This is a genomic window from Lentzea albidocapillata (genome assembly GCF_000719115.1).
Classification (GTDB): Bacteria; Actinomycetota; Actinomycetes; order Mycobacteriales; family Pseudonocardiaceae; genus Lentzea; species Lentzea albidocapillata.
In genome coordinates, this window is sequence record NZ_JOEA01000004.1 from 71,513 (window position 1) to 95,757 (window position 24,245).

Annotated in this window: 16 protein-coding genes; 12 read left to right on the plus strand and 4 right to left on the minus strand. The window is 70.1% G+C overall.

The genetic code is table 11. The annotated features are described in order from the left end of the window. Positions 1-5: 5 nt before the first annotated feature. The 3 genes from ku to IG04_RS0105995 all read left to right on the plus strand — a co-directional run bounded on the left by ku (position 6) and on the right by IG04_RS0105995 (position 5,136). Positions 6-668: a non-homologous end joining protein Ku gene (gene ku / locus IG04_RS0105985; RefSeq protein ID WP_030475522.1), complete on the plus strand. Its 663-nt coding sequence runs from the start codon at positions 6-8 to the stop codon at positions 666-668. Positions 669-852: 184 nt separating this feature from the next. After that, on the plus strand, positions 853-2,208 hold the full coding sequence (gene tnpB, locus IG04_RS0105990) for an IS607 family element RNA-guided endonuclease TnpB (RefSeq protein ID WP_036013885.1): 1,356 nt from the start codon (positions 853-855) through the stop codon (positions 2,206-2,208). A gap of 57 nt (positions 2,209-2,265) precedes the next feature. Beyond that, positions 2,266-5,136 (plus strand): AAA domain-containing protein, encoded by a 2,871-nt coding sequence (locus tag IG04_RS0105995; RefSeq protein ID WP_030475524.1) that lies wholly within the window; start codon positions 2,266-2,268, stop codon positions 5,134-5,136. Positions 5,137-5,158: 22 nt separating this feature from the next. Here the strand turns inward: IG04_RS0105995 and IG04_RS0106000 are convergent, their stop codons facing one another. Together IG04_RS0106000 and IG04_RS0106005 are read right to left on the minus strand one after the other, a co-directional pair. After that, entirely contained in the window at positions 5,159-5,908 is a 750-nt protein-coding gene (locus tag IG04_RS0106000; RefSeq protein WP_030475525.1) for a PIG-L family deacetylase, read from the minus strand. 95 nt (positions 5,909-6,003) lie between these two features. Further along, positions 6,004-7,797: a S8 family serine peptidase gene (locus IG04_RS0106005; RefSeq protein WP_211257689.1), complete on the minus strand. Its 1,794-nt coding sequence runs from the start codon at positions 7,795-7,797 to the stop codon at positions 6,004-6,006. Positions 7,798-7,979: 182 nt separating this feature from the next. On the opposite strand from IG04_RS0106005, the gene IG04_RS0106010 reads away from it, so the two are divergent. Next, positions 7,980-8,906, plus strand: coding sequence for a LuxR C-terminal-related transcriptional regulator (locus IG04_RS0106010; protein WP_159460502.1), 927 nt, complete (start codon positions 7,980-7,982; stop codon positions 8,904-8,906). A gap of 78 nt (positions 8,907-8,984) precedes the next feature. On the opposite strand, the gene IG04_RS0106015 is transcribed toward IG04_RS0106010, so the two are convergent. After that, a complete protein-coding gene (locus tag IG04_RS0106015; protein WP_036013888.1) occupies positions 8,985-10,862 on the minus strand; it encodes a S41 family peptidase in 1,878 nt (625 codons plus the stop codon). A 120-nt stretch (positions 10,863-10,982) separates the two neighbouring features. Here IG04_RS0106015 and IG04_RS0106020 point away from each other — a divergent pair, with 120 nt between their 5' ends. Together IG04_RS0106020 and IG04_RS0106025 are read left to right on the plus strand one after the other, a co-directional pair. Continuing rightward, on the plus strand, positions 10,983-13,373 hold the full coding sequence (locus IG04_RS0106020) for a hypothetical protein (protein ID WP_030475529.1): 2,391 nt from the start codon (positions 10,983-10,985) through the stop codon (positions 13,371-13,373). A gap of 13 nt (positions 13,374-13,386) precedes the next feature. Then, on the plus strand, positions 13,387-13,965 hold the full coding sequence (locus IG04_RS0106025) for a superoxide dismutase family protein (RefSeq protein ID WP_030475530.1): 579 nt from the start codon (positions 13,387-13,389) through the stop codon (positions 13,963-13,965). On the opposite strand, the gene IG04_RS0106030 is transcribed toward IG04_RS0106025, so the two are convergent. Beyond that, positions 13,962-15,035: a helix-turn-helix domain-containing protein gene (locus IG04_RS0106030; protein ID WP_051769000.1), complete on the minus strand. Its 1,074-nt coding sequence runs from the start codon at positions 15,033-15,035 to the stop codon at positions 13,962-13,964. The two genes, IG04_RS0106025 and IG04_RS0106030, sit on opposite strands and share 4 nt — an antisense overlap. A gap of 141 nt (positions 15,036-15,176) precedes the next feature. Between IG04_RS0106030 and IG04_RS0106035 the strand changes: the two genes are divergently transcribed. From IG04_RS0106035 to IG04_RS0106060, 6 genes are all read left to right on the plus strand, one after another. Continuing rightward, complete coding sequence (locus IG04_RS0106035; RefSeq protein ID WP_051769003.1) at positions 15,177-17,789, plus strand: type 2 lanthipeptide synthetase LanM family protein; 2,613 nt, start codon at positions 15,177-15,179, stop codon at positions 17,787-17,789. Next, positions 17,786-17,974 carry a hypothetical protein gene (locus tag IG04_RS0106040; RefSeq protein WP_030475533.1) on the plus strand — a complete coding sequence of 63 codons (189 nt, stop codon included), beginning with the start codon at positions 17,786-17,788 and terminating at the stop codon, positions 17,972-17,974. The genes IG04_RS0106035 and IG04_RS0106040 overlap by 4 nt, the downstream gene beginning before the upstream one ends. 69 nt (positions 17,975-18,043) lie before the next feature. Continuing rightward, complete coding sequence (locus IG04_RS0106045; RefSeq protein WP_030475534.1) at positions 18,044-20,920, plus strand: LuxR family transcriptional regulator; 2,877 nt, start codon at positions 18,044-18,046, stop codon at positions 20,918-20,920. A 275-nt stretch (positions 20,921-21,195) separates the two neighbouring features. Next, on the plus strand, positions 21,196-22,185 hold the full coding sequence (locus tag IG04_RS0106050; RefSeq protein WP_030475535.1) for an efflux RND transporter periplasmic adaptor subunit: 990 nt from the start codon (positions 21,196-21,198) through the stop codon (positions 22,183-22,185). Continuing rightward, a complete protein-coding gene (locus tag IG04_RS0106055; protein WP_051769119.1) occupies positions 22,185-22,895 on the plus strand; it encodes an ABC transporter ATP-binding protein in 711 nt (236 codons plus the stop codon). Before IG04_RS0106050 ends, IG04_RS0106055 begins: the two co-directional genes overlap by 1 nt. Further along, positions 22,895-24,223: an ABC transporter permease gene (locus IG04_RS0106060; RefSeq protein ID WP_030475537.1), complete on the plus strand. Its 1,329-nt coding sequence runs from the start codon at positions 22,895-22,897 to the stop codon at positions 24,221-24,223. The genes IG04_RS0106055 and IG04_RS0106060 overlap by 1 nt, the downstream gene beginning before the upstream one ends. Positions 24,224-24,245 lie beyond the last annotated feature (22 nt).

Below are 24,245 nucleotides of genomic sequence, written 5' to 3' on the forward strand. Positions count from 1 at the left end.
TTGTCATGAGGACTGTGTGGCGGGGAGCACTTCGGTTCGGGATGTCGACGATGACGGTGCGGCTGGTGTCCGCGGCCACCGAACATCGCAGCAAGGTGCACCTGGTGCACCGCGAGGACAGTGGCCGTGTGCGCCACCAACAGGTGTGCGGTGAGTGTTCGTTGCGGCTGACGCCGGAGGACATCGGGCGGGGTTACGAGCTCGACGACGGCCGGATCGTGCAGATCGATCCGGGCGATCTGCCGGCGCCGGAGGACGGCGTGATCGACGTGCAGCAGTTCGCGCCGCAGGTCGACGTGGATCCGGTCGCGTTGCACCGCAGCTACTACGTGGAGCCGGACGACCTGGCCGTGCGGTCCTACGTGCTGTTGCGGGAGACGCTCGAGCGGACCAAGGCGGCCGCGATCGTGAAGTTCGCCTTGCGGAGCAGGGAAACGCTGGCCGCCATCCGGCCACAGCATGGTGTTCTGGTGCTGCACACGTTGTTATGGCCCGACGAGGTCCGCGAGCCGCACTTCGCGTTCCTGCATCGGGACACCGAGGTGCGCACCGGCGAGCTGGCCGCGGCGGCGGCGTTGGTGCGGGCGCAGACGCGTCCGTTCCGGCCGCACGACTACCCGAACACGCACCACGAGGCGTTGCTGCACCTGGTGGAGGCGAACGTCTAGGACGCGCTCCTGGTGGTGCGGGTGCGCGACCCGCGCGCCGGGGATGAACGCGGGTCGCGCGCCCGTGCCGTCAGGGGGTTCTGAACTGTTCGGTGGTTTTGATCATGTGTGGTCGAACGTGTTCGTCTGTGGGCTGGGATACCCCTTCGCGGCGATGGGAACATGTGTTCGGTACGGTCATCGGGTGTCGTCCGTGATCCAGGCGTACCGGTTCGCCCTGGACCCCAACTCCGGCCAGGAGCAGGCGTTGCGGTCGCATTGCGGTGGTCAGCGGCGCGCGTTCAACTGGGGCCTGGCGCGGATCAAGGCGAACCTGGACCAGCGGGCCGCCGAGAAGACTTACGGCGTGGCTGAGGACGAGCCGACGACGCCGGTGTCGTGGTCGGCCTACAGCCTGCGTAAGGACTGGAACCAAGCCAAGGACACGGTCGCGCCGTGGTGGGCTGAGAACTCGAAGGAAGCCTATTCATCCGGCCTGGCCAACCTCGCGACCGCGCTGGGCAACTGGGCGGACTCCAAGCGGGGTGAGAGGAAGGGCCACAGGTTCGGGTTCCCAAGGTTCAAGGGCAAGCGGTCCGGCCTGTCCTGCCGGTTCACCACCGGCGCGTTCGGACTCGCTGACGACCGCCGGCACGTGAAGCTGCCCCGCATCGGGACGATCCGCACCCACGAGTCGACCCGCAAACTCGCCCGGCACGTCGAGCGCGGCACCGCCCGTATCCGCTCGGCCACCGTGTCCTTGCGGGCCGGGCGGTGGTTCGTGTCGTTCTCCGTGGAGATCACCCGCGCCGACCCCGCGCCCGCACGGCTCGACAGCGTGGTGGGTATCGACCTGGGCGTGAAGTCGCTGGCCGTGCTGTCGACCGGCGAGACCGTCCCGAACCCGCGGCACCTGGAGACCGCGCTGCGGGAACTGCGACGCCTGCAACGCCAGGCCGCGCGCCGTGTCGCCCCGGATCGGCGCACCCGTCAACAACCATCCGGCCGGTGGCGCAAGACCCAGGCCCGCATCACCCGCCTGCACGCCGCCGTCGCGAACGCCCGTCGGGATGGGCTGCACAAGCTCACCACCCGCCTGGCGCGCACCCACGGCGCCATGGTGATCGAAGATCTCAACGTGTCCGGCATGACGCGTAACCGGCGGCTGGCCCGGCATGTCGCCGGTGCCGGCATGGCTGAGCTGCGCCGCCAGATCGAGTACAAAGCCCGGTGGGCCGGCGCCCGGCTGCACGTCGCCGACCGCTGGTATCCCAGCTCCAAAACGTGTTCGGCCTGTGGCGTGGCGAAAGCCAAACTGCGCCTGTCCGAACGCACCTTCCGCTGCGACGCGTGTGGCCTGGTCCTGGACCGCGACCTCAACGCCGCACGCAACCTCGCCGCGCTCGTGCACCGCGAGACGTCCTCCCCGAGTTGCGGGGCGACACAAAACGAGCCCGCTGGAAACCCACTTAAGACCCGCACCGCGCGGGCAACGGGTACGGCCACGGGAAGACCCGCCCCGGCGGGTCAACGCCGACGCCGCAAGGCGACGGCTGTCTGAACCACGATGGACTCACGTTCACTCACACTTCAGACAACGGCGCTAGCATCGGCAGCCATGCTCGCCAGCCCGTCCGATCTCGTCGACCTGCTCGAGTGCGAGCACCGCAGCTTCCTGGCTCGTGACGAACGGCAGGGCGACCCCGGCGAGCTCGTCAAGGCCGCTGAACGCACCGCCGCCGAGATGCGGGCCGGCGCGGACCTGGTCGAGAACGCCGTGTTCTTCGACGGTGTGTTCCACTGCACCGCTCAGACCCTCGTGCGCACGGCCGATGGCTACGAGCCGTGCGAAGAGGCCTCAGACGCCACTCCCTTGGCCGTGTTGTCGCTGGTCGCGGCGGCGCAGGCGCTGGATGCCTCGCGCGCGCACCTGATCATCGACGGCCGCCGGACGTCTTTCCGCATCGCTGACTTCACTCCTCTGCTGGGGCGGTTGCGAACCCGGCTCGCGAAGCCCTCACCTGCACCGAAGCGGTCCTGGGGGGACGTGCGGGCGGCCTGCAACGGGTGCCGGTTCGCCCGTCACTGCGCCTCCGGTCGCGAGGAGGCCCGTGACCTGTCGCTCGTGGCCGGGCTTCGCGCTGACCAGCGGCGGAAGCTGGTTTCGGCCGGCATTGACACGATCGACGCGCTTGCGGCGACCGAAGACCGGCCCGCGACCCTCTCCCCCGCGTCCTTCACGGCGCTGACCGCGCAGGCCCGGCTTCAGGTGCAGCAGGAACGCACGGGGGTCATCACCTACGAGGTCGTGGCGCCGGAGGCGTTGGCGAACCTGCCGGAGCCGGCCGAGGACGACGTGTTCCTGGAAGTCGACGGCGACACGTTCCGGACGCCGGGCTGGCAGGGGACGTTCGAGGAGTTCGTCGACCGGACACCAGCCGGCACGGTGTACCACTTCACGCCGCACGACCTCGCCGGACGGGCCGCACGGACGGCGACCAAAGAGTCCGAAGTGGACGAACTGGTGCGGCGCTGTGTCGACCTGGGCGCGTTGACGCGGCGGGTGCTTCGAGTGTCCACTCGGGAGTACACGCTGCCGGCGCTGAAGCCGTTGCTGGACGACGAGATTCCCACTCGTGGCCTGCGGGATCTGTTGCACCGCGTCAAGGTCGAGCGGGAGATCGAGACCGCGCCGCCGCAGGAGCGCGACGAGACGGCGTTGGAGAAGGCGGCCGAGCGGGCGCGCCGGATGGCGGCGCTGACCGAGCCGTTGCTCGCCGAGGGGCACGCGTTGTTCGCGGCGACGGTCGGCTACCACCGGCGTGAGGCGAGTCCGGCGTGGGGTGACTACTTCCGGCAGGCTCTCGCGCCGATCTCCGACCTGGAGACGGATTCGAACTGCGCGGTGCCGATCACGCTCAAGGCCGAGGACTGGGTGCCTCCGGCCGGGCGGGTCCGGACGCACAAGCGGCAGGTGCACGCGCGGATCGACCCGGAACGCCCGCACCCGTTCGGTTCCGGCGAGCAGGTCCGGCTGCTCTACCCCGGCAACGTGACGCGCAACGCCGTGGTGGCGGACGACAACCCGTACGAGCTGGTGCTGACCGAGAGCAACTCGCAGGAACACTCCGACCTGCCGATCGCCGTGCTGCCGGGCAGTCCGGTGCCCGCGTCACCGAAGGACGAGGCCGTCGCGGAACTGGCCGAGCAGGCCGTCAGCCTGCTGCCGCTGCTCCCCCGCAACCCCGGCATCGACCTGTTGCTGCGCACACCGCCCGCACAACCGTTGCCACAGCACGACGACGTGGTGCAGGCCGTGATCAAGGCCGTCGACCAGCTCGACGGCGGCACGCTGGCGGTGCAGGGACCGCCCGGCGCCGGCAAGACGTACCTCGCGACCAAGCTCGTGCGGCACCTGATCGACCAGGGCAAGACCGTCGCGGTGACTTCGACGTCGCACAAGGCCGTCGAGAACGTGCTGTCGAGCGTCGATCCGGACATCCCGATGGCCAAGCGCCCCAAGGAGAAGAAGCCCGAAGAGGGTCTCCCGTGGGACCAGCCGAAGAACAACGGCGCGCTGGCGCAGTGGCGCGAGGAACACCCGCAGGGGCACCTGGTCGGCGGCACGGCGTGGACGTTCTCCAACGCCGTGATCAAGGCGCAGCCGTTCGACGTGATGATCATCGACGAGGCCGGCCAGTTCGCTCTGGCCGACGCGGTGGCGGTGGCGACGGCCGCGCGCAACCTCGTGCTGCTGGGCGATCCGCAGCAGCTGCCGCAGGTCGTGCAGGGCGTGCACCCGCCCGGTTCGGACGCCTCGGCGCTCGGCCACCTCCTCGGCGACGCCGACGTCATTCCCGCGCATTTGGGCTACTTCCTGGCCGAGACGCGGCGGATGCACCCGGCGGTCTGTCGTCCCGTGTCCGAACTCTCCTATGCCGGACTGCTCCATTCGCACGAAACGGCCGCCCATCGGTCGATCTCCGGTATCGAGCCCGGGATCTACCTGCGCGAGGTCGACCACCGGCACAACATCACGTCGTCCGTCGAGGAAGCCGAGGCCGTGGTGGACACGGTGCGCGCGATCGTCGGTCGCACCTGGACGGACAACGGCGAAACGCGTGAACTGACCGACGCGGACATTCTCGTGGTGGCGCCCTACAACCTGCAGGTGCGGGTGATCCGGCGCCGGCTCGCCGATGCCGGGTTCACCGAGACCCGGGTGGGCACCGTGGACCGCTTCCAGGGCCAGGAAGCACCGGCCGTCATCATGTCGATGACGTCCTCGTCCACCGTCGACCTGCCGCGTGGCCTGGACTTTCTTCTGTCACGCAACAGATTGAACGTGGCCCTCTCCCGTGCCCAGACACTCGCCGTGATGATCTGCTCGCCACGGTTGCTGGACGCCGACGTGCGGGGCGTGGAACAGATGCGGTTGATCGCGGGCACGATCGGCCTGACCGAGAACATGAGGATCTATCCGTGGTGACACCACGGCGTTGTTCAGCCCCCTAGAGGTCCAGCGCGGTCGCGGGCTCGTGGCCCTCGCGGATGAACCACTCGGTGCCGAACGCGTGCGCGAACGTGGGCTCGTCCAGCGACAGGAAGAACGACTGCTCGGGGATCTGTGAAGCGTGCGCGCGCATCGCCTGCCGCTTCACCTCCAGGTACTTCGAGACGTCGACGCCGACGTTGATCTCCGACTCCGGCACCGCGCCCTCACCGAGCGGCCCCGGATCCTCGATGCCGGCCATCCGGAACGCCTCGCGGAACTCCGACTCGCGCACCATCGCCTGGTAGACGGCCGGTGTGCCCGCGATCTCGGCTGCACGCATGCCGACCCGGTGCGCCTGGACGTGGTCCGGGTGCCCGTAACCGCCGAAGCTGTCGTAGGTCAGGAACACCTTCGCGTCCTCCTCGACGAGGATCGCCGCGAGTTTCTGCGCCGCCTCCTCGACGTCCGCGGTCCAGAAAGAACCGGGCTGGTCGTTGAGCTCGTCGCCCATCATCCCGGAGTCGCGGTACCCCAGGAACTCCACGCGCGCGACCCCCAGCAGGTCCGCCGCCGCGTGCGTCTCCGCGACGCGGCGCTGCCAGAGTTCCTCGCCCTCCTCCAGGAAGTCCGGCACCTCCCCGGCCTCGCCGCGCGTCGCGACGACGAGCACGACCCGGTGTCCCTCCTCGAACGCCTTGCGCATCACGCCACCGGTCACGATGCACTCGTCGTCGGGATGGGCGTGGAAAGTCACCAGTGTGGCCATGTCCGCGACGTTACCCGCGAGGTGCCCGGCACGTGAAAGGGCGGCGCTCCCCAGAGTCAGGCTGGGATGCGCCGCCCCTCGGCGAACTCGTGGAGCTATCGCAGGGTCAGGTTCCAGGCGTTGATGTACCCGGTGTCACCGGAGTACACGTCCTGGACCCGCAGCTTCCACGTGCCCGCCGCGACCTCGGACGAGGCGTTGACCGTGTAGGTCGCCACCACGTTGTTAGCACTGTCCGAAGAGGACGAGTTCTTCAGCCGGTAGGCGGTGCCGTCCGGCGCGATCAGGTCGATCACCAGGTCACCGCGGTAGGAGTGGACGATGTCCACGCCGACCTTGGTGGCCGAGGAGGCGTTGCCCGTCACCGTGGAGGTGATGGACGAGGTCACCGTACTGCGGTCCGCGATGGCGACATCGGTCGTGTTCTCCAGGCCACCGGAGGGCGGCGGAGTCGTGTCGATGGCCGCCACGGTCTTGGCGGCGTCCGCGAGACCTGCGCCGCAGCCACCCGAGCAGGTGCCGGGAAGCGGACGGGCGTTGGTCTTGATCAGGTCCTTGACCTGGGCCGGCGTGAGCGACGGCTTCTTCGCGACCAGCAGTGCCGCGAGGCCCGCGACGTGCGGGGCGGCCATCGACGTGCCCTGGTACGGCTTGTAGTTCTCGGCACCGGGAACGGTGGTGCCGGTGTTCAGCGTCGACCAGATGCCGTTCTGCGGCGTGGTGATGGTGCCGGGGGTGTCGGTGCCGCGACGGGTCTCGCCGCCGGGCGCCGCGATGTCGATGCGGGTGCCGTAGTTCGAGTAGAACGTCCGGTTGCCCTCACGGGACGAGGCCGCGACGGTGATCACGCCGGAGCAGTTGGCCGGGGTGTAGAGCGACGCGTTGTCGTTCGAGTTGCCGGCCGCGACGACGACCGTGGTGCCGCGGTTGATCGCGCCGTTGATCGCGTTCTGGTACGTCGTGGAGCAGGAGGACTTGCCGCCCAGCGACATGTTGATGACCTTGGCGGGCGTCTGGTTCGCGGGCACGCCGGTCACCGTGCCGCCGGACGCCCAGGTGATCGCGTCGGCGATGTCCGAGGTGGCGCCACCGCACTTGGCGAGCACGCGCAGCGGCTGGATCTTGGCGTCGTAGGCGATGCCCGCGATGCCCTTGCCGTTGTTGGTGGACGCGGCGATCGTGCCGGCCACGTGCGTGCCGTGCCAGGAGGAGTTGCTGTCCTGCGCGGGCACCGGGTTGCCGTTGATGTCGGTGCCGCACTCGCCGCGCGCCGCCCAGTCACCCTGGTCGGCCGGGTTCGAGTCGCGGCCGTTGTTGTCACGGGCACGCGCCGAGTCGGAGACGAAGTCGTACCCCGCGACGACCCGGTCCGCCAGGTCGCTGTGCGCGACGTAGCCGGTGTCGATGACCGCGACGGTCACACCGGCGCCGGTGGTGCTGGACCACGCGCTGGGCACGTTCATGCCCGCGGTGGCCTCGAAGAGGTCCCACTGCCGGGAGTACTCGGTGTCGTTCGGCTCGGCGAACGGCTGCATCAGCAGGTCCGGCTCGACGTAGGCGACGTCGGGGTCGTTCTTGAACGCCTGGATCGTGTTGTCGGCGTTCGTGGTCTTCGCGCCGAGGTCGACGACGACCGCGCCACTCGACATGCGGCGGTGCACGGACTTGCCCTTGCTACGGGCGTCGTCCGAGGCAGCGGAGTCGGACGAGGCTTCGGCGGTGCCGGGCTTGTAGCCGACGATCAGCCGCTCGAAGGGGCGGTTCACCTGGGTCGAGTCCGGCTGGGACTGGATCTGGGCGGGGGCTGCGGTCGCCGATGGGGCGACAACGCTGAGCACGGCGGCGGAAACTGCCGCGGCGCACACACTCGTGCGTCGCAATCCGTTCACGTGAGGTCCTTCCACGCAGGGCCTTCGCGTGCCGTTGAGGGCGTCAGTGTTCTGAACCGGCTGCGGAGGTGGGAGGACGGTAAGCCGGGTCACACCTGCGAAAACAGGTCTAGCGGAGGCTGTTTGACGACACTGGCGTGTTCACGACAGGGGTACTGCGCCGAATGGCGCACAATGTGGTCGTGTTCGGACACTTGGGCGTCGCACCGGAGCTAACGGCCGTTTACGAGCTTCTGGTAACGGGCGGAAGCCGCACCACGGCCGAAATCGGCGTCGCGATCCCGGTGCTGGAGGAGATGCGGGAGCTGGGCCTGGTCCGGCACCTGCCCGGTGACGTGTGGCAGGCCGTGGCGCCGGACCTGGCCGTGGAAGCGCTGATCGCGGCCCGCGAGGAGGCCAACCGCCGGGCCCGCGCGGACATCGGCCCGTTGATGGAGCTGTACCTGCGCAACCGCGACGAGGAACTGGCGGACAACGCGTTCGTCGAGGTGGTGTCCGGTGTGGACGCTGTCCGCGAGCTGTGGCACGCCCTGCTGCGCGGCGCCCGCGGCGAGGTCTGTGTGCTCGACCAGCCGCCGTACGTGACGCCGCTGGGCCAGCACGTCGCGCTGGAGGACGAGACGCGGGAACGGGACGTGCAGTGGCGGGTCGTCTACGACCGTTCCGCCGTCGACATCCCCGGCCGGGTCACGGAGATCATCGACCAGGTCGCGGCCGGCGAACGTGCCCGCGTCACGCCGACGCTGCCGTTCAAGCTCGCGGTGATCGACCTGCACGCGGCGGTGCTCCCCGTCGTGAACGGCGACGTGGTCGACCAGGTGCTGCTGATCCGGCCGTCCGCGTTGCTGGACGTGCTGCGCTCGACGTTCGAGCTGTACTGGGAGAAGGGAATCCCGTTCAGCCCTGGCGGGATCTACGCGGCGGCCGCCGACGTGGACCCGAACCTGCTGGGGCTGCTCGCCGCCGGTCTGACCGACGAGTCGATCGCACGGCAGCTGGGGCTTGCGCCACGCACCGTGCAGCGGCGGGTGCGGCAGCTGATGGACCGGTGCGGCGCGCAGACCCGGTTCCAGGCGGGCGTTCAGGCGATGCGGCGCGGCTGGCTGTAGTCCGGCGCAACCTCAGGTGATCACGTGGGGAGAGAGCGGGCGCTTCCGGTCATGGAGTCACCGGAAGCGCCCGCTCGATCAACTGGCGACCTTGCGCGCGGCCACCAGCTGCCCGTCCGCGAAACCCTCGACGCGCACCTCGCGCCCGGTCGCGGCCAGCGTCGCGGTGTGCGCGCCGTCGGTCACGTCCAGTGAGGTCGCCGGGCGGCCATCGACGTAGATGTCCACCCGGTCGAGGTTCACGGTGTCCAGTGAGACGGTCGTGCCCGCGACCGCCACTCCGAGCCGCCGCACCGGCTGCTCCTCCAACAGCTCTCCCGCACGTGCGAGAAGATCCACGTTGCCCTGCAACAGGTCCGCGCGCGTGACCTTGTGCTGGTGCGTCGGGCGCACACCCAGGTCCTCCACCGGCGTGCCGGCGAGCTTGCCGACGCGCAACGTGCGGCGGATCGACACGCGCATGTTCGCCTTGTTGGGCAACGGCTTGTACGGCGACTCCGCGTCGACCGGCGCCGGGATCTTCAGCAGCGTCGACAGCAGCCCGTGCGTCCACACGTTCGCGCCGCCCGCGCCGGTGTTGTCGTCCACGCCGAGGATCGGGCCCAGCTCGTGGTCGGCCCAGCCCGCGGCGAAGATGTCGGTGGCCGAGTAGCAGCGCGCGTCGGTGATCAGCACGACCGGGCCGTGGTAGGTCTGGCCCACGGCGTTCGCGCCCTCGACCGGCGTGATCGTGTGCGAGCAGGAGAACGCCTGGCCCGTCTCGGTCGAGCTGTCGAGCGACGGGAACCACGGGCCGAGGTCGATCTGGCCGGTCGGGTCCTCGGCGTGGCGGCGGCAGATCCGCAGGTTCAGCGGCGTGCTCAGGAACTGCACGGGCTCCGGCGCGACGGGTCGCGGCGTCATCGTCTGCAGCAGGAACTCCGAGGCGAAGATGTGGCCGCCGCCGTTGTCGCGCACGTCGACGATGAGCCCGTTCTGCGGCAGCAGGGCCGCGAGCCGCACGAACTCGGTGAGGAACGCGTCCGGGTCGTCGACGCTGAACGTGAAGATCCGCAGGTGCCCGAACGTGCCGGACGGCGTGACGACGGGGCGGGCCCGGAACACGCCGGGCATCGTCGTCGGCACGTCCTGCGCGGCCATCGCGACCGCGCCACCGGAGGCTTCGGCCTGCACGACTTTGGGCGCGTGCAACAGTTTCTTGGCGCGCGCCTTCTCGTCGGAGTCCAGGTCGACGCCCTGGGCGGCCGCCGCCGGCGACAGCGCGTCGACGTCCGTCATGGGCGGCAGGTTCTCCGTGACCTGCCAGTCGACGCGGATCTCCCCGGCGGCACCGGTCTCGTCGCGGTAGCTCACGACCACCCAGTCCTCGTCGGGCGGGAGCTGGATCACCAAGGGGCGCAACGTGAGCGACTCGAGGCCGCGGGCGAGGTTCGCGGCGGTGTTGCTGCCGGCGAAGATCGCGCCGTTCAACGCGACCGCGCGGGCGATCGGCGTGCCGTTCCAGTGCGTCACCTCGGCGCCGGCCGCGAGGCCGTCGAAACCGGCGACGGTGCGGGCGACGAGGTACTGCTCGGTGCCGTCCTCGTCGAAGTAGCGCTCCAGCTGGAACGGCAGGAAGGCGATCTTGCCCGCGAACGGCGCCGGCAGCAGGTAGTTCGTGTGCAGGTCGCGCACCGAGTGGAACGTGCTCGACAACTCGCGGTGGAACTGCCACTCGGGCTCGGCCGTGGCGTCGGTCTGCCGTTCGAGTCTTGCTCTCAGAACCCTGAGCCTCTGCACCGGGTTCACCGCGTGCATCGCGACTTTGAGAGGCAGGTGCGCGTAGTTCTGCTCCAGCACGATCAGCGCCTGGTCGACGATGAGCTTGCGCTGCGCCAGGGTGAGCGTTCCCGCGGTCACGAGGAACTCGGCGAGTCCCACGGAATTTGCGACGTTCGGGTGAGCGGTTGTGGTCATGGTGATGCCTCCTTGCTCAGTAGAGGCTTTCCAGGGCGCCTGGATACACCTTTTTCACCCGTTCGGCCGCTAACTGGAGCAGTTTTCTTGACGACAACTGGAGTAAAGGGGAGGCCGGCGATGAGTCCACCCGTACTGGAACTGCGCATCCACGGCGTCAACAACACGCCCCCGGACGCGATGCTGGCACTTCCCGACCACGCCGTCGAACAGTTCCGCGGCGATCGGTTCGGCAGCTTCTGGCGGCCGCGACCGGACAAACTCGCCGAGCTGCCACCGGATCACCCAGGGCAGGTGACCGCCGAGGTGCGGCGCGAGGCGTACTCGTGGGGCGGCATGGCGCGCAGCAGCCCCGGCGTGCCGGGCAGCGGGGTGCCGTCGGTGCTCGCGAACGTGCTGGGGCGCATCGGATGGGCGTTGCTGCTGCCGTTCGGGCTGGCGAACGTCGCGTACTGGTCCCGGAAGCTGCCCGACGACTCGATCCCCTCGACGCGGCGGATGGTGTGGTGGAACGCCGGGCGCGGTGCGGCCTCCACGCGGCTGTTCGGGCTGGGGCTGACCGTGTTGCTGGTGCTCGCGGTGTGCGAGGCGGCGATCGACGTCTACGCGATCCAGTGTTCGCTGCCGGGCACCACGTGCAAGCGGCTGCCGGACTTCCTGGACGTGCTGGGTGATCCCGCCCGCCACGTCCGGGTGCTGGCCGCGTCCGCCGTGCCGGTGTTGCTGCTGCTCGGGTTGATGGCGCTGACCTCGTTGTCGCGCAGCAGGTACGAGATGACGTCGATGCGCACGCCGCAGCGGCGGGCGGGCGTGATGCTGAGCCGGGCGTCGATGTGGGAGGGCAGTCCGCGGATCCGCCGGCTCACCCGGCTGCACCTCTCGGCCGGGTGTTGCGTGGTGGTGCTGGCGACGAGCACGCAGTTGTGGCAGCACGTGTTCTTCCTCGTACTGACCGTGCTCGCCGCAGGAGTCCTGGCCGTGGTGATGGCGCGGGTGGTGGTGACGGCCACCGACTGCCCGGACGTGCCGTCGACCGAGCAGGGCGGCCTGTGGTCGTGGCTGCTGATGATCTCGTCCGTACTCGTGCTGGTGGTGCACGGGTTCGGGCTGTACGCGATCGCGCCGGTGTTCGACGGGCCGTTGTGGCTGACGTCGTGGGGGCCGCCGGTGGTGACCGTGGCGCTGCTCGGTTCGGTGCTGGCGGCATGGTCGTGGCGGCGCAACGACGCCAAGGGGCCACTGGTCCTGCTCGTGCTTTTCATGGTGTGCATGGTCGCCACGTACTGGGTTTCGCTCGCCTGGGCCGGTGCCGTCGTGTTCGGCGGGGTGCTGGCGTGGCGGGCACGGCCGCGTGCCGGTGACGAGTGGCAGGCCTGGCGCGGCGCCGGACCCGGTGTGCTGCTGGGGTTGTCGCTCGTGTCGTCGGTGATGATGGCGACCGTGCTGGTGCTGACGTTCCGGGGCTGGGTCGGCACCGGCCTGCGGGCACCGTTGTTCTACTCGTGGTTCAGCGCGGCCTTCGCCGTCGCACTGGTCCCGCTGGTGTTGCTTGTTCTGTTGCAGGCCTTCGTGTTGCTGTCCCGGTTGGTCACGCCCGCGGTGCTGGACGGTGAGGGCGAGGCGCTCGTCGTGCGGGCGCGGCACGTGGTCGCGGTGACGCACCGGGCCGAGAACGTGGCCGGGGTGCTGTCGATGCTGGGAGTGCTCGCGTTGCTGCTGACCTGCTACCTGACGTTCGCCTCGCCGGGCTGGGGTCAGTCGTCCGCCGTCATGTGGGTGGTGGGCAAGGGCGACTGGGTCACCGGACTCGCCGGGGTCGCGGTGGTCGGGTCGTTCGTCGGCGCCGGGATGCTGACCAACCGGCGGCCGCTCGGGCTGCTGTGGGACCTGATGTGCTTCCTGCCGCGCACCGCCCACCCGTTCGCACCGCCCTGCTACGCCGAGCGCGCGGTGCCGGAGATCGCCGATCGTTCGCGTGAGTTCCTGGACGAGTCGCCCGATCATCGCGTGGTGCTGTCCGCGCACAGTCTGGGCGCCGTGCTGGCCGTGGCGGCGTTGTACGCGTTGCCCGCCGGGTACCTGCAACGCGTTCAGCTGCTGACGTACGGCGTGCAGTTGCGGCCCTACTTCGGGCGGATCTTCCCGGAACTGCTGGGGCCTGCCGTGCTGGGCACGCCGCCGGTGCGCGCGGGGGCGTTGTTCTCATGCGACCCGTGGCGCCGGGAGCCCGGCGAGGTGCCGGAACGCGGGCTGGCGTCGTTGCTGGGCCCGAACTGGATCAACCTGTGGCGCCGCACCGACTACCTGGGTTTCCCGGTGCACGGCTGGGAGGACAACGCTCTCGACCGTCGCGCGAACGAGACGGACGGGTCACCGGACAAAGTGGAGACTCACGGCGACTACCACCTGTGCACGGCCTACCGAGACGCGTTCACGAAGCTCGTCTCGCTCGATCTGAACCGGTCACCCGATCGTGGACGTGGAGGGGATGGGAACCTGGAACGCAGCTGACTCAAGGAGAAACATGCGCACGACTGTGGCGACCCTCGCGGGTGCCGTACTGCTCATCGGAGGGCTGACCGCTTGTTCGAGCGAGGCCCCGCCCTCCGCACCGGCCGTCAAGCCGGTGACCGAGACCGAGGTGGCCACCCCCGCGGCCTCCGGTGACCAGCCGAAGGGCATCACGTACGACGTCGCGCGGGTCCCCGTGGGCGCCAAGCTCTCCACCGGCTCGTCCGTCGAGAATGGACAGACGACGGTGGAGCTTAAGGTGTCCGGGCTGCTGCCCGGCACCAAGTACGGCTCGCACGTGCACACCAAGCCGTGCGGCGCCAAGCCGGCCGACTCGGGCCCGCACTACCAGAACACGAAGGACCCGGTGTCGCCGAGCGTCGATCCCCAGTTCGCCAACGCGGAGAACGAGATCTGGCTGGACTTCACCACCGACGCGCAGGGCGCCGCGACCGGCAGGGCGACGGTGAAGTGGGAGTTCCGCAAGGGCGAGGCGAACTCGGTCGTCGTGCACGCCGCGCACACCAGCACCGAGCACGGCAAGGCGGGCACCGCCGGCGACCGCCTCGCTTGCCTGACGGCAGGATTCTAGACCGGCCAGGTCAGGGCCACACCTCCGGCGAAGTGCGGCCCTGACACCGGTTCCAGCACCGCCGCGCGCACGAGGCTCAGCACCTCGTATCTGGGTCCGGCGCGACGAACGAGCCCGCGCACGCACAGTTCTCCGACGTACGGGCTGTGCCCTGGGTCCTCACCCTCGGCCATCCGCACCAGCAGCGCACGCCCGTCGTCGTCCAATGTGGACAGCGAGCGGCGCAGCGAGTCGCGCAGGTGTGCCGAGGTGGGGTCGAGCGGGTTGGACCGCAGCCGTTCGAGCAGGTGCTGCGGCGAGTAGACCATGAACCACCCGGCCGCGAACTCCAGCGCCGACGGCAGCCCGTCCAGTTCGTGGACGAGGCCCATGAGCGCGGCCTGGTTCGCCGGCTCCGGTTTGAACGCGGGCCGCACCCGGTGCACGTGCGTGAGCAGCAACCGCACCGCGTCGTCGTCGGCCAGCGGGCTCAGCGGGAACACCTGCTCGCCGGGCAACCCGAGCGGCGCCAGCGCCGTGACGACGACCCGCAGCCGCGGGTGCGCCTCCAGCAGGCGCGGGTCGGGGCGGCGGTCGATGACGAGGACGGTGTCCTGGTCATCGTCGATCGACGGGACCGTCTGGGACGGGTGCCACAGGACCGACCAGCCGTGCCGGAAGTGCAGATCGCCGGCGACCTCCAGGGCCAGCCGGGTCTTGCCGACGCCGCTGACCCCGGTGACGGTGACCAGCCGTTGCCCTCCGCCCGGCCCCTCCGTCAGCGACGCCGCCAGCGCCGCCGCCTCCACCTCCCGCCCGACGATCAGCCCGGCCGGCCCGGCCGGCGCGGGCGGCGCCACCGCGGACCGGCCCGCACGACCACCCGCCTGCTGCAGGTCCGCACGGCTCTCCTCGTCGAGCCGCAGCCCGTCCGAGAGCAGGCGCACCGTCTCCGCCCGCGGTGAGCGGGTGCGGCCGCACTCCAGGTCGCGGATGGCCCGCACGCTCACCATCGCGAAGTCAGCCAGCTGTTGCTGGGTGAGGCCCGCGCCGATGCGGTGCGTGCGCAGCAGTTCTCCGAACTCCCTCATGCCCGTCCCCTCCTCGGACTCCGAGTGTCGGGGCGAACGGGCGGCGAAACATGGGTGGCGGACCCCCATATTCACCTTCGCGCGCAAATCTGGGGGATTGCTCCCCATGTGCCGCCCGCCCACGCGTGCGAGGTTGGCCGCGTGACCTCCGCGGCCGAGACCAGCACCGGTGAGAGCTGGACAGCGGCTTTCGCCCACGCCCTGCGCCCGCTGATCGACGCGTCCCGCACGGAGGTCGCGCCGCCGTTCGACGCGGCCTTCGCCGAGCAGCTGGGACGACGGCTCGTGGCGATCGCGGCACGAACGCTCGTGCTGGAGCTGCACGGGGCGCGCGACACGCTGACCAGCCCCACGAGCGCCGAGCGGTTCACCGAGTTCACGCGCACGCTGAACCTCTCGTCCGTCTTCAACCGCTACCCGGTGCTGGCCAGGTTGCTCGCGCAGGCCTGTGAGCAGGCGGTGTCCACGCACCACGAGCTGTCGTCGCGGTTCACCCGCGACCGGGCGAAGATCGTCCGGACGATCTTCGCGAACGAGGACCCCGGCGCGTTGATCTCGATCGAGATGGGGCAGGGCGACGCGCACCAGCAGGGCCGGACCGTCGCCGTCCTGACCTTCGAGTCCGGCCGGAGGCTCGTCTACCGGCCACGGCCGCTCGGGCTGCACGTGCGGTTCAGCGAACAGCTCGCCTGGCTTTCCACCCGGACCGGAATCGAGTTCCGGGCGCCGAGGCTCCTCCCCCGCGACGGCTACGGGTGGATCGAGCACATCGCTCACGAACCGTGCGCGGACGTGGCCGGGGTCGCCGACTTCTACCAGCGGCTCGGCGCGTTGCTCGCGCTGCTCTACGCGGTCGACGGCACCGACATGCACTACGAGAACCTCATCGCGTGCGGCGACCAGCCGGTCCTCGTGGACGTCGAGACGCTGTTCCACCCCACGCTGACACCGCCCGACGCGGACCCGGCCACGCTCGCACTCGTGCGCTCCGTGCACCGCACGGCCCTGCTCCCCCACGTGCTGATGGGCGACAACGGGGTCGCGGACGTGTCCGGTGTCGGCGGCGACCACGGCGTGCTGTCGCCGCTGAACGCGGTCGACTGGGCCGACGCGGGCACCGACCGGATGCGGCTGGTCAGGCGCCCCAAGAAGTCGTCGGGGGCGGCGAACAGGCCGCTGCTCGGCGGCATCCCCGCCGAACCCGCCGACTATCAGGACTCGCTGCTGGCCGGGTTCCGCGCGGGCTACGACGCGATAGTGACGCATAGGAACGAGTTGCTGCAGCTCGTCCGCAAGTGCGTCAGCGAGGAAGTGCGGTTCGTGGCGCGCGCGACGCGGCAGTACGCACGGTTGCTGGACGAGTCGACGCATCCGTCCGTGCTGGCCGACGCGCTGGACCGCGACCTGGCGTTCGGTGTGCTCGTGGCGGACGATCCGCTGCTCGACCGGCTGGTGCCGTTCGAGGTGTCCGACCTGTGGCGCGGCGACGTGCCGCTGTTCACGTGCCGGCCCGGGTCGACCGACCTGTGGACCGCGTCCGGGCTCCGGCTGCCGGGGATGCTGCCGGAGCCCGGACTGCACGCCGTGACGCGCAAGATCCTGGGAATGAGCGAGGTCGACCGGCACGACCAGCAGTGGGTGATCACGGCGCTGCTGGCGTCGCGGCCACGGCCGGTGTCGCACCACAGCGGCGTCACGGTGCCCGGTCACGTCGCGCCGGTCGACCCGGATCCGGCCCGGCTGCTGGTCGCCGCGTGCGGGATCGCGGACCAGATCCTCGCGCACGCCGCCACCGGCGAGGACCGGGTCAACTGGCTCGGGCTCGAACTGATCGACGACCGGCACTGGTCGGTGCAGCCGCTCGGTGCCGGCCTGTCCAACGGCTACACGGGCGTCGCGCTGTTCCTCGCCGAACTCGGCGCGCTGACCGGCGCCGCGCGGTACGTCGAGTTCGCGCGCGACGCGTTGCGGCCGTTGCCGTCACTGCTGGAGATGTTCGCTGCCGAACCGGAACTGGTCACGGCCGTCGGCGGCGGAATCCACGGTCTGGGTGGCATCTGTCACGGGCTCGCCCGCCTCACCCACCTGCTCGAACTCGACTCCGAGCTGCTCACCCAAGCCGTGCGGCTGATGCCCAGGGAGGATTCGTCGTTCACCGTCGTGGACGGCGTGGCCGGCTCGCTGGCCGCGATGCTCTCCGTGGGAACGCCCGAAGCGCTCGCGCTCGCCGACCACTACGCCTCCGCTCTGCGTGACGCCATCTGCCCCGCGAACGGATTCGCGCGCGGGCGTGCGGGAATCGGATGGGCGCTGAGGCGTTACGCGGCAACGGTTCGTGACGAGATATCTGATGTGACCGCACGGACGTTCGTGAACAGCGACATCGCCGACCCGGCCGACACCGGCTGGTGCACGGGTCTGGCCGGTGTCGCGCTCGCCCGTGACGACGAACGGCTGGCCGGTCTGCTGGCGTCCGGAGAACCGTTGCGGGACATGAGTCTCTGCCACGGCGAACTGGGCGTCGTCGAGGCACTGGCCACTCACCACCCCGGCGCCGCGACCCGCCGCGTGGCGTTGTTGCTGGGAGCGTTGGAGGAACACGGCGCCCGGTGCGCCACGCCGGGCGGTGTGCCCTCCCCCGGGCTGCTCACGGGCCTGGCCGGCATCGGCCACGGTCTGCTGCGGCACGGGTTCGCGATCCCGTCAGTCCTGCTACTGCAAGCGTCACCCGACACAGAGGAGCCCACCCGATGAACGAGTCCCTGCACCGCACGGCCGACCAGCCCGAACCGGCCGAGCACGCGATCGGGGAGATGGAACTCGCGCCGAAGACCGCCGCGGGTGCACGCGCCCGTGCGTTGATGGGCTTGACTTTGGCGACAAGCGCGTTCGTGGCGCTCACACCCGCCCTCTCGGACACCACGGTCAGCGTCGTGTAGGGACGCTTTTGCCACGAATAGGCCTGGCAGGCGATACGGAGAACCGCACAGGACCATTAGGGTCCAGACATGCAGACCCGAGCGCCCCACGTGGTCGGCCGTGATCGCGAGGTCACGGCCATCACGGGGGCACTCGCGCACACCCGCGAGGCCCGTGGCGGCTCCGTCTTCGTCACCGGGGAGGCGGGCATCGGCAAGTCCAGGCTCGCCCGGTACGCGGCGGGCCAGGCGTACGACGAGGGCATGCGGGTGCTCAAAGGACGCGGCACGACCATCGGTCCGATGGTGCCGTTTCGTCCGATCGCGGAAGCGCTCCTGGGCCTGTTCCGCGGCGAACCGCCGGACGACTCCGCGCTCGGGCCGTACAAACCGGTGCTGGGCACGCTGATCCCCGAGTGGCACGACCACCGGTCCACGAAGGAGTCGGTCGTCGTGCTGGCCGAGGCGGTGCTGCGGCTGCTCGCGTCCGTCGCGCGCAAGACGCCGTGCCTGCTCGTGCTCGAAGACCTGCACGAGGCGGACGCCGAGACGCTCGCGGTCGTGGAGTACCTGGCGGACAACCTGGAGGACCAGCCGGTTCTGCTGCTGGCCACGATCCGCACCGAACCCGGCCACGCGCTCGAGCTCGTGCACCGGATGGTGCAACGCGGCTCCGGCAGGCTGGTGGAGCTGCACCGGCTCTCGCAGGACGAGGTCGGCCAGATGACGGCCGCCTGCCTGGACAGCGCGCTGGTCCCGGCGGAGCTCGTCGATCGCTTGTGGACGGACAGCGCCGGGAACCCGTTCGTCATCGAGGAACTGTTGCACGGCATGGTGAGCGGCGGCCTGCTCGTGGCCGGTGTGGACGGCTGGCAGGTGCTGGGCGAGCTCAAGCTTCCCGTGCCGGCGGCGTTCGTGCGCAGCGTCGCGCACCGCACGGACAGGCTGGGGCCGCAGGGTCGTGAGGTGCTGTCCATCGCGGCGGTGCTGGGCCACCGGTTCCCGCTTTCCGTGGTGCAGAAGGTCACCGGCATCGACGACCGGGAACTGCTCAGCCACCTGCACGCGGGAGTGGCCGCGCAACTAGTGACGCCGGACGAGCCCGCTCCGGACTGGTACGCGTTCCGCCACCCGCTCACCGCGGACGCGTTGCTGGCCCAGCTGACCCCGGCCGAACGCGTGGACCTGTCGTCGCGCACAGCGGACGCGGCCGAGGACCTGCATCCCGGCCTGCCCGGCGACTGGTGCCCGCTCGTCGCGAAACTGCGGTTCGACGCCGGATCCCGTACGCAGGCGGGACTTCTGTTCGCCGAGGCGGGCAGGCGGGCGTTGTCGGGCGGGGCGGCGGAGTCGGCGGTCACGCTGCTCGACCGCGCGCAAAGCCTGCTCACCGACGACGCCGTGGCCCGCGCCGAGGTCCTCGACACGCTGCTGCCCGCACTGGCCGAGACGGGCGACTTCGAACGCGCCTTCGCGCTGGATGTGAACGACCTCCACGGACTGGACGCCTCGCTGCGCGCGAAGCTCCACACGCGACTGTCCCGCGTCGCCTACCTCGCCGGCTGGTTCACCGAAGGCGTGGAACAGGTGCGCATCGCGCGGACGTTGCTCGGCCCGGACGCACCGGACGAACTGGCCGCGCAGCTGGACGTCAACTCCGCGTACCTCACGCTGAACATCCCGAGCGCCGACCGGATCTCGTCCGCCGCGGGCCTAGCCAGACAGGCGGCACTGGCGGCGGACCGGGCACGGCTACCGGCGGTGGCGTGCGAGGCGTGGCAACTGCTCGGGATCATCGCGCGCGAGCACGACATCGACGAGGCGAACGCCTGCTTCGGCAAGGCCCTCGCTCTCGCGGGCACGCACCAGATGCCGATCCAGCACGTCTACGCGCTGGTCCGGCTGGCGGGCAACGAATGGCTGCAGCACGGCAGCACCGCGTCCCTGGGCCGCACACACGCCGAGGCGTGCCGGGCAGGCGCGATCACGGTGGCGCACAACGTGGACGCGATTCTGGCACTGCAGTCGGTGCTGACCGGTGACCACGTCGTGGCCGCCGAGGAGATCGAGCGGTGCCTGCGCACCACGACGCGCCTGCGGTTCCACGCGCTCACCCGCTACCTGCTGATGACGAAGGCCGTGCTGGCCGGGCATCGGGGCAACCGCGCCGAGACCGAGAACGCCATCGGCGAGTTCGAGGCGGTCGCGAAGAACGGGGCGCAGGAGTACCCGTTGTGCTTCGGGCTCGCCCGCGCGTTCTGCGCGCTGCTGGAGGAGAACCACGCGCTGGCGATGACGGAGCTCGACCGCGCGCTCGCCCTGGAATCGCAGAACCCCACGACGTTCCACCTGTCCGGCACGCACGGCATGCGAGTCCTGCTCGGCGTACTCGACGGCCGGTTCGGCTGGTCCGACTACCGCACGCTGACGGCGGCGTCCGCCTCGGGAATGCGGTGGAACCGGCAGTTCACCGAACTGGCGCGCGCCGTTCTCCTCGGCCGCGACAGCCGTTGCGCCGAGGCCCTGGAAGCCTTCCAGCGCGCCCAGGAGGCCGCGGAACCTTATCCGCTGGCCCGTCACCTCGGCCGCCGGCTCGTCGCGCAAGAAGCGGCGGAGTGGGGCGATCCGGTGTCCTGGCTGCGTTCGGCCGAGGAGTACTTCCACCAGGCCACGATCCCGGCGGTGGCGTCGGCGTGCCGGGGCCTGTTACGGCAGGCGGGAGCGCCGGTGCAGCAACGGCGCAACGGCACCGACCAGGTGCCGCGGCAGCTGCGCGGGCACGGCGTGACGGTCCGTGAGTTCGAGGTATTCGTGCTGCTGGCTGACCGGATGGGCAACAAAGCGATCGGCACGCGGCTGCACATCTCGCCGCGCACGGTGGAAAAGCACGTCGCCTCGCTCATCGCGAAGACCGGACAGCCCGACCGTGAAGCGCTTTCCGCGTACGCCGCAGCCCTCGGACGTTAGTGGTGTGGCCCGGAGCGTTGCCGGGGGAATTCGCGGTCAGACGGGCGCATCGTGGTGTCGCCCCCACGTTCTCGTACTGGTTGTACGGGGGCGTGGGGGCGGCGCCGCGAGGTGCCCTGCTGAGCGTGGATTACCTCGCCAACGGGCCGGGTCACACCACTTGTTTTGATCTGAGCCGAAACGTCGATGTGCATCGGCCGAAAGACTGATGCAACCTGCGGGGCCCGTCAGGTGTCCTTATCGGTAGGTTGGTCGAAACGACATGGGGGACGTTCGTGCGCAAAATTGTTCTCGCGCCGTTGTGCGCGCTGATCACGGTAGCCGTGGCGGCGTGCAGTCCGTCAGGTCCGGAACAGACCAATCCGGAGCTGGCGCCGCGCGGCACACCGATGACCAAGGTCAAGCCCACCAGGCAGGACCTGACCACCAAGCTCAGCATCTCCGGCAAGGTCGAGATGAACCCGACGTTCGGGCTCGTCGCGCCGGTCGCGGGGCAGGTGCGGTACTTCGACGTCCCGGCGCCGAACGGCACGCCGACCAAGCCCATCCGGGTCGCGACGGTGTGGAAGGACCAGCAGCCGAACTACGTGGAGGCCCCGGCGGGTTCCACGTTCAGTGGCCGGCTCGTGGACGACAAGGCGGCGGTGACGGCGGGCATGCCGATCGCGTCCGCCAAGCACGTCGGCTACGCGATCGTCGGCGACATCGACGGCCAGCAGGCCTACAAGATCAACGGCGCGCTCACCGACGTCGTGGTGCAGATCAAGAACGGGCCCGGCCCGTTCCCGTGCGCCGTGCTCGGCACGATCGCCGCGCTGCCGCAGGGCACCGTCCCGGAGAAGCCGCCGGCCACGCCGGACACCAAGGACGAGAAGAAGGACCAGCCGCAGCCGCCGCAACAGCCCCAGCAGCAGCCGCAGCAGCCGAGTGCCTCCACCGGCCTGCGCCTCGTGTGCACCGCGCCCGCGGACGTGCAGATGATCAACGGCGCCACCGCGTCGATCGAGGTCACCACGGGCAAGTCGGCGCAGGCGCTGGTCGTTCCGGTCGAGGCCGTGGCGGGTCAGCAGGGCAAGGGCAAGGTCGACGTCATCCAGCCCGACGGCTCGCGCCGCACCATCGACGTGGTGCTGGGCCTGACCGACGGCAAGGTCATCGAGGTCAAGTCCGGTCTCACCGGTGACGAGGAGCTCGCCGTGCCGGGCCCGAACCTGCCAGAGGGCCAGCAGCAGGGCGGCGACCAGTCCAAGCCGACGGGACCGTGATGACGCAGTCCTTGGAACAACCCACGGTGCAGGTTCAGGCACCGCTGCTTCAGCTCAACGGCATCACGAAGGTCCTGAAGGGCCAGGGGGAACCGCGCACGATCCTGTCCGGTGTGGACTTCACCGTCCATCCTGGACAGAGCGTGGCGATCCTCGGCCGCTCCGGTTCCGGCAAGTCGACGCTGCTGTCGCTGCTCGGGCTGTTCGACCGTGCCGACGAGGGCAAGTACTTCCTGCACGGCAACGACATCACGAAGCTTCCCGAACGCAGGGCGGCGGCGTTGCGCAGCGCGGAGTTCGGGTTCGTGTTCCAGCGCTTCTTCCTGCTCAAGCACCTCACCGCGGCGCAGAACGTGGCGATGGCGCTGGTGAACGGCCAGGGCTGGTCGGCGCGGCGCAAGCGCAAGCAGCAGGTGATGGAGGCGCTGGAGCAGGTCGGCATCGCGCACCTCGCGAAATCCAAGCCCACCAGGCTTTCCGGCGGTGAGCAGCAGCGCGTGGCGATCGCCCGCGCACTCGTCCGCCAGCCGCGCATCATCCTCGCCGACGAGCCCACGGGCGCGCTCGACACCGAGACCGGCAACCTCGTCGTCGAGGTGCTGCTCAACACGACCAGGCAGGGCTGCGGCCTCGTGCTGGTCACGCACGATCATGATCACGCGCGCAAGATGGGCCGCGTGATGGAGCTGCGCGACGGGCGGTTCAACTGATGCTTTCCGGCAAGTTCCGGTCCGCCCTGGTCATCGGCGGACAGGGCATCCGCGCCCGCAAACTGCGCACGTTCCTCTCGATGGTCTCGCTGTTCCTCGGCGTCCTCGCCATCGTGGCCGTGCAGGCGGGGTCCGAGATCGCCGAACGCGCGATGCTCACCGACGTCGAGCTGCAGTCCGGCAAGGACGGCACGATCACGGGTTACATCCCCGGCGAGAAGGGCGCGCCGGGCATCGTCGAGTCGACGCTGAAGGGGCGCACCGACGCGGTCGCGATGATCGGCTCTCGCGCGATCATCGGCGAGCCGGGCGTGCGGCCGATCAACGAGGGCGGCATGCCGTTCGAGTACGCGGGCAGGGGCGGCGACTACTCCGGTCCGATGGTGTACTGCGACGCCAACGGCACCTGCACCGAGCAGAAGAAGGAAGAGCGAAAGCCGGACGGCCAGGCGATCGAGGTCAACATGGTCGCGCTGACCGGCGACATCCGCCCGTTCAAGCCGTTCCGCCCGGTCTCCGGCTCCTGGCTGGACTTCGGCACCGCCCCGTCGCTGGCGCCGCGCATCGTGCTGAACGAGGAGGCCGCCAAGGGCCTCAAGCAGTACCGCGTCCCCGGCGAGATGATGATCGACGGCGCCACCCACCACGTGTCACCGCAGATCATCGGCGTCGTGCAGGACGGCTCCATGTCACCACGCGTCTACATGCGCCTCGACGAGCTGCGCACGTGGATGCCGGCGGCCGCCTCGACCACGGAGGTGGACAGGTTCCGTGGCGGCGGCACCCAGCTGGAGCTCTACCTGCAGCCGGGTACCGACGACCTGCAGCAGCTGCTCAAGGCCAAGCTCGTCGGCGCGGGCCTGTCGCAGGACCAGATGCACTTCCAGGCGGTGAACTCCAAGGAGCGCATGGAGTCCGAGCTGAAGATCATGCGGCTGATCTTCCTCGGCATGGCGTTCCTGGTGCTGCTGATCGGTGTCGCGGGCATCCTGAACGTCGGCCTCGCCACCGTCGGCGAGCGCGTCGAGGAGTTCGCGCTGCGCCGCGCGGTCGGCATGTCCCGGATGCTGCTCGCGGGCATCGTGCTCGCGGAGACGTTGCTGACAGGCCTGCTGACGGCCGCGCTGGCGATCGGCGCGGGTGCCGCCGGGTTGCAGGTGGCGCTGATGATGTTCGGCAGCAGGTTCCCGTCGTTGCAGGGCACCGCTTTCCCCTGGGAGGCGGGTGTCGCCGGTGTGCTCGCGGGTCTCATCGCCGGTGTGCTCGGCGGGCTGATCCCGGCCATCCGGGCGGCGCGGATCCCGATCGCCACAGTCATGCGGGCATAAGTCCTTTGCCCGTTGCCGACGA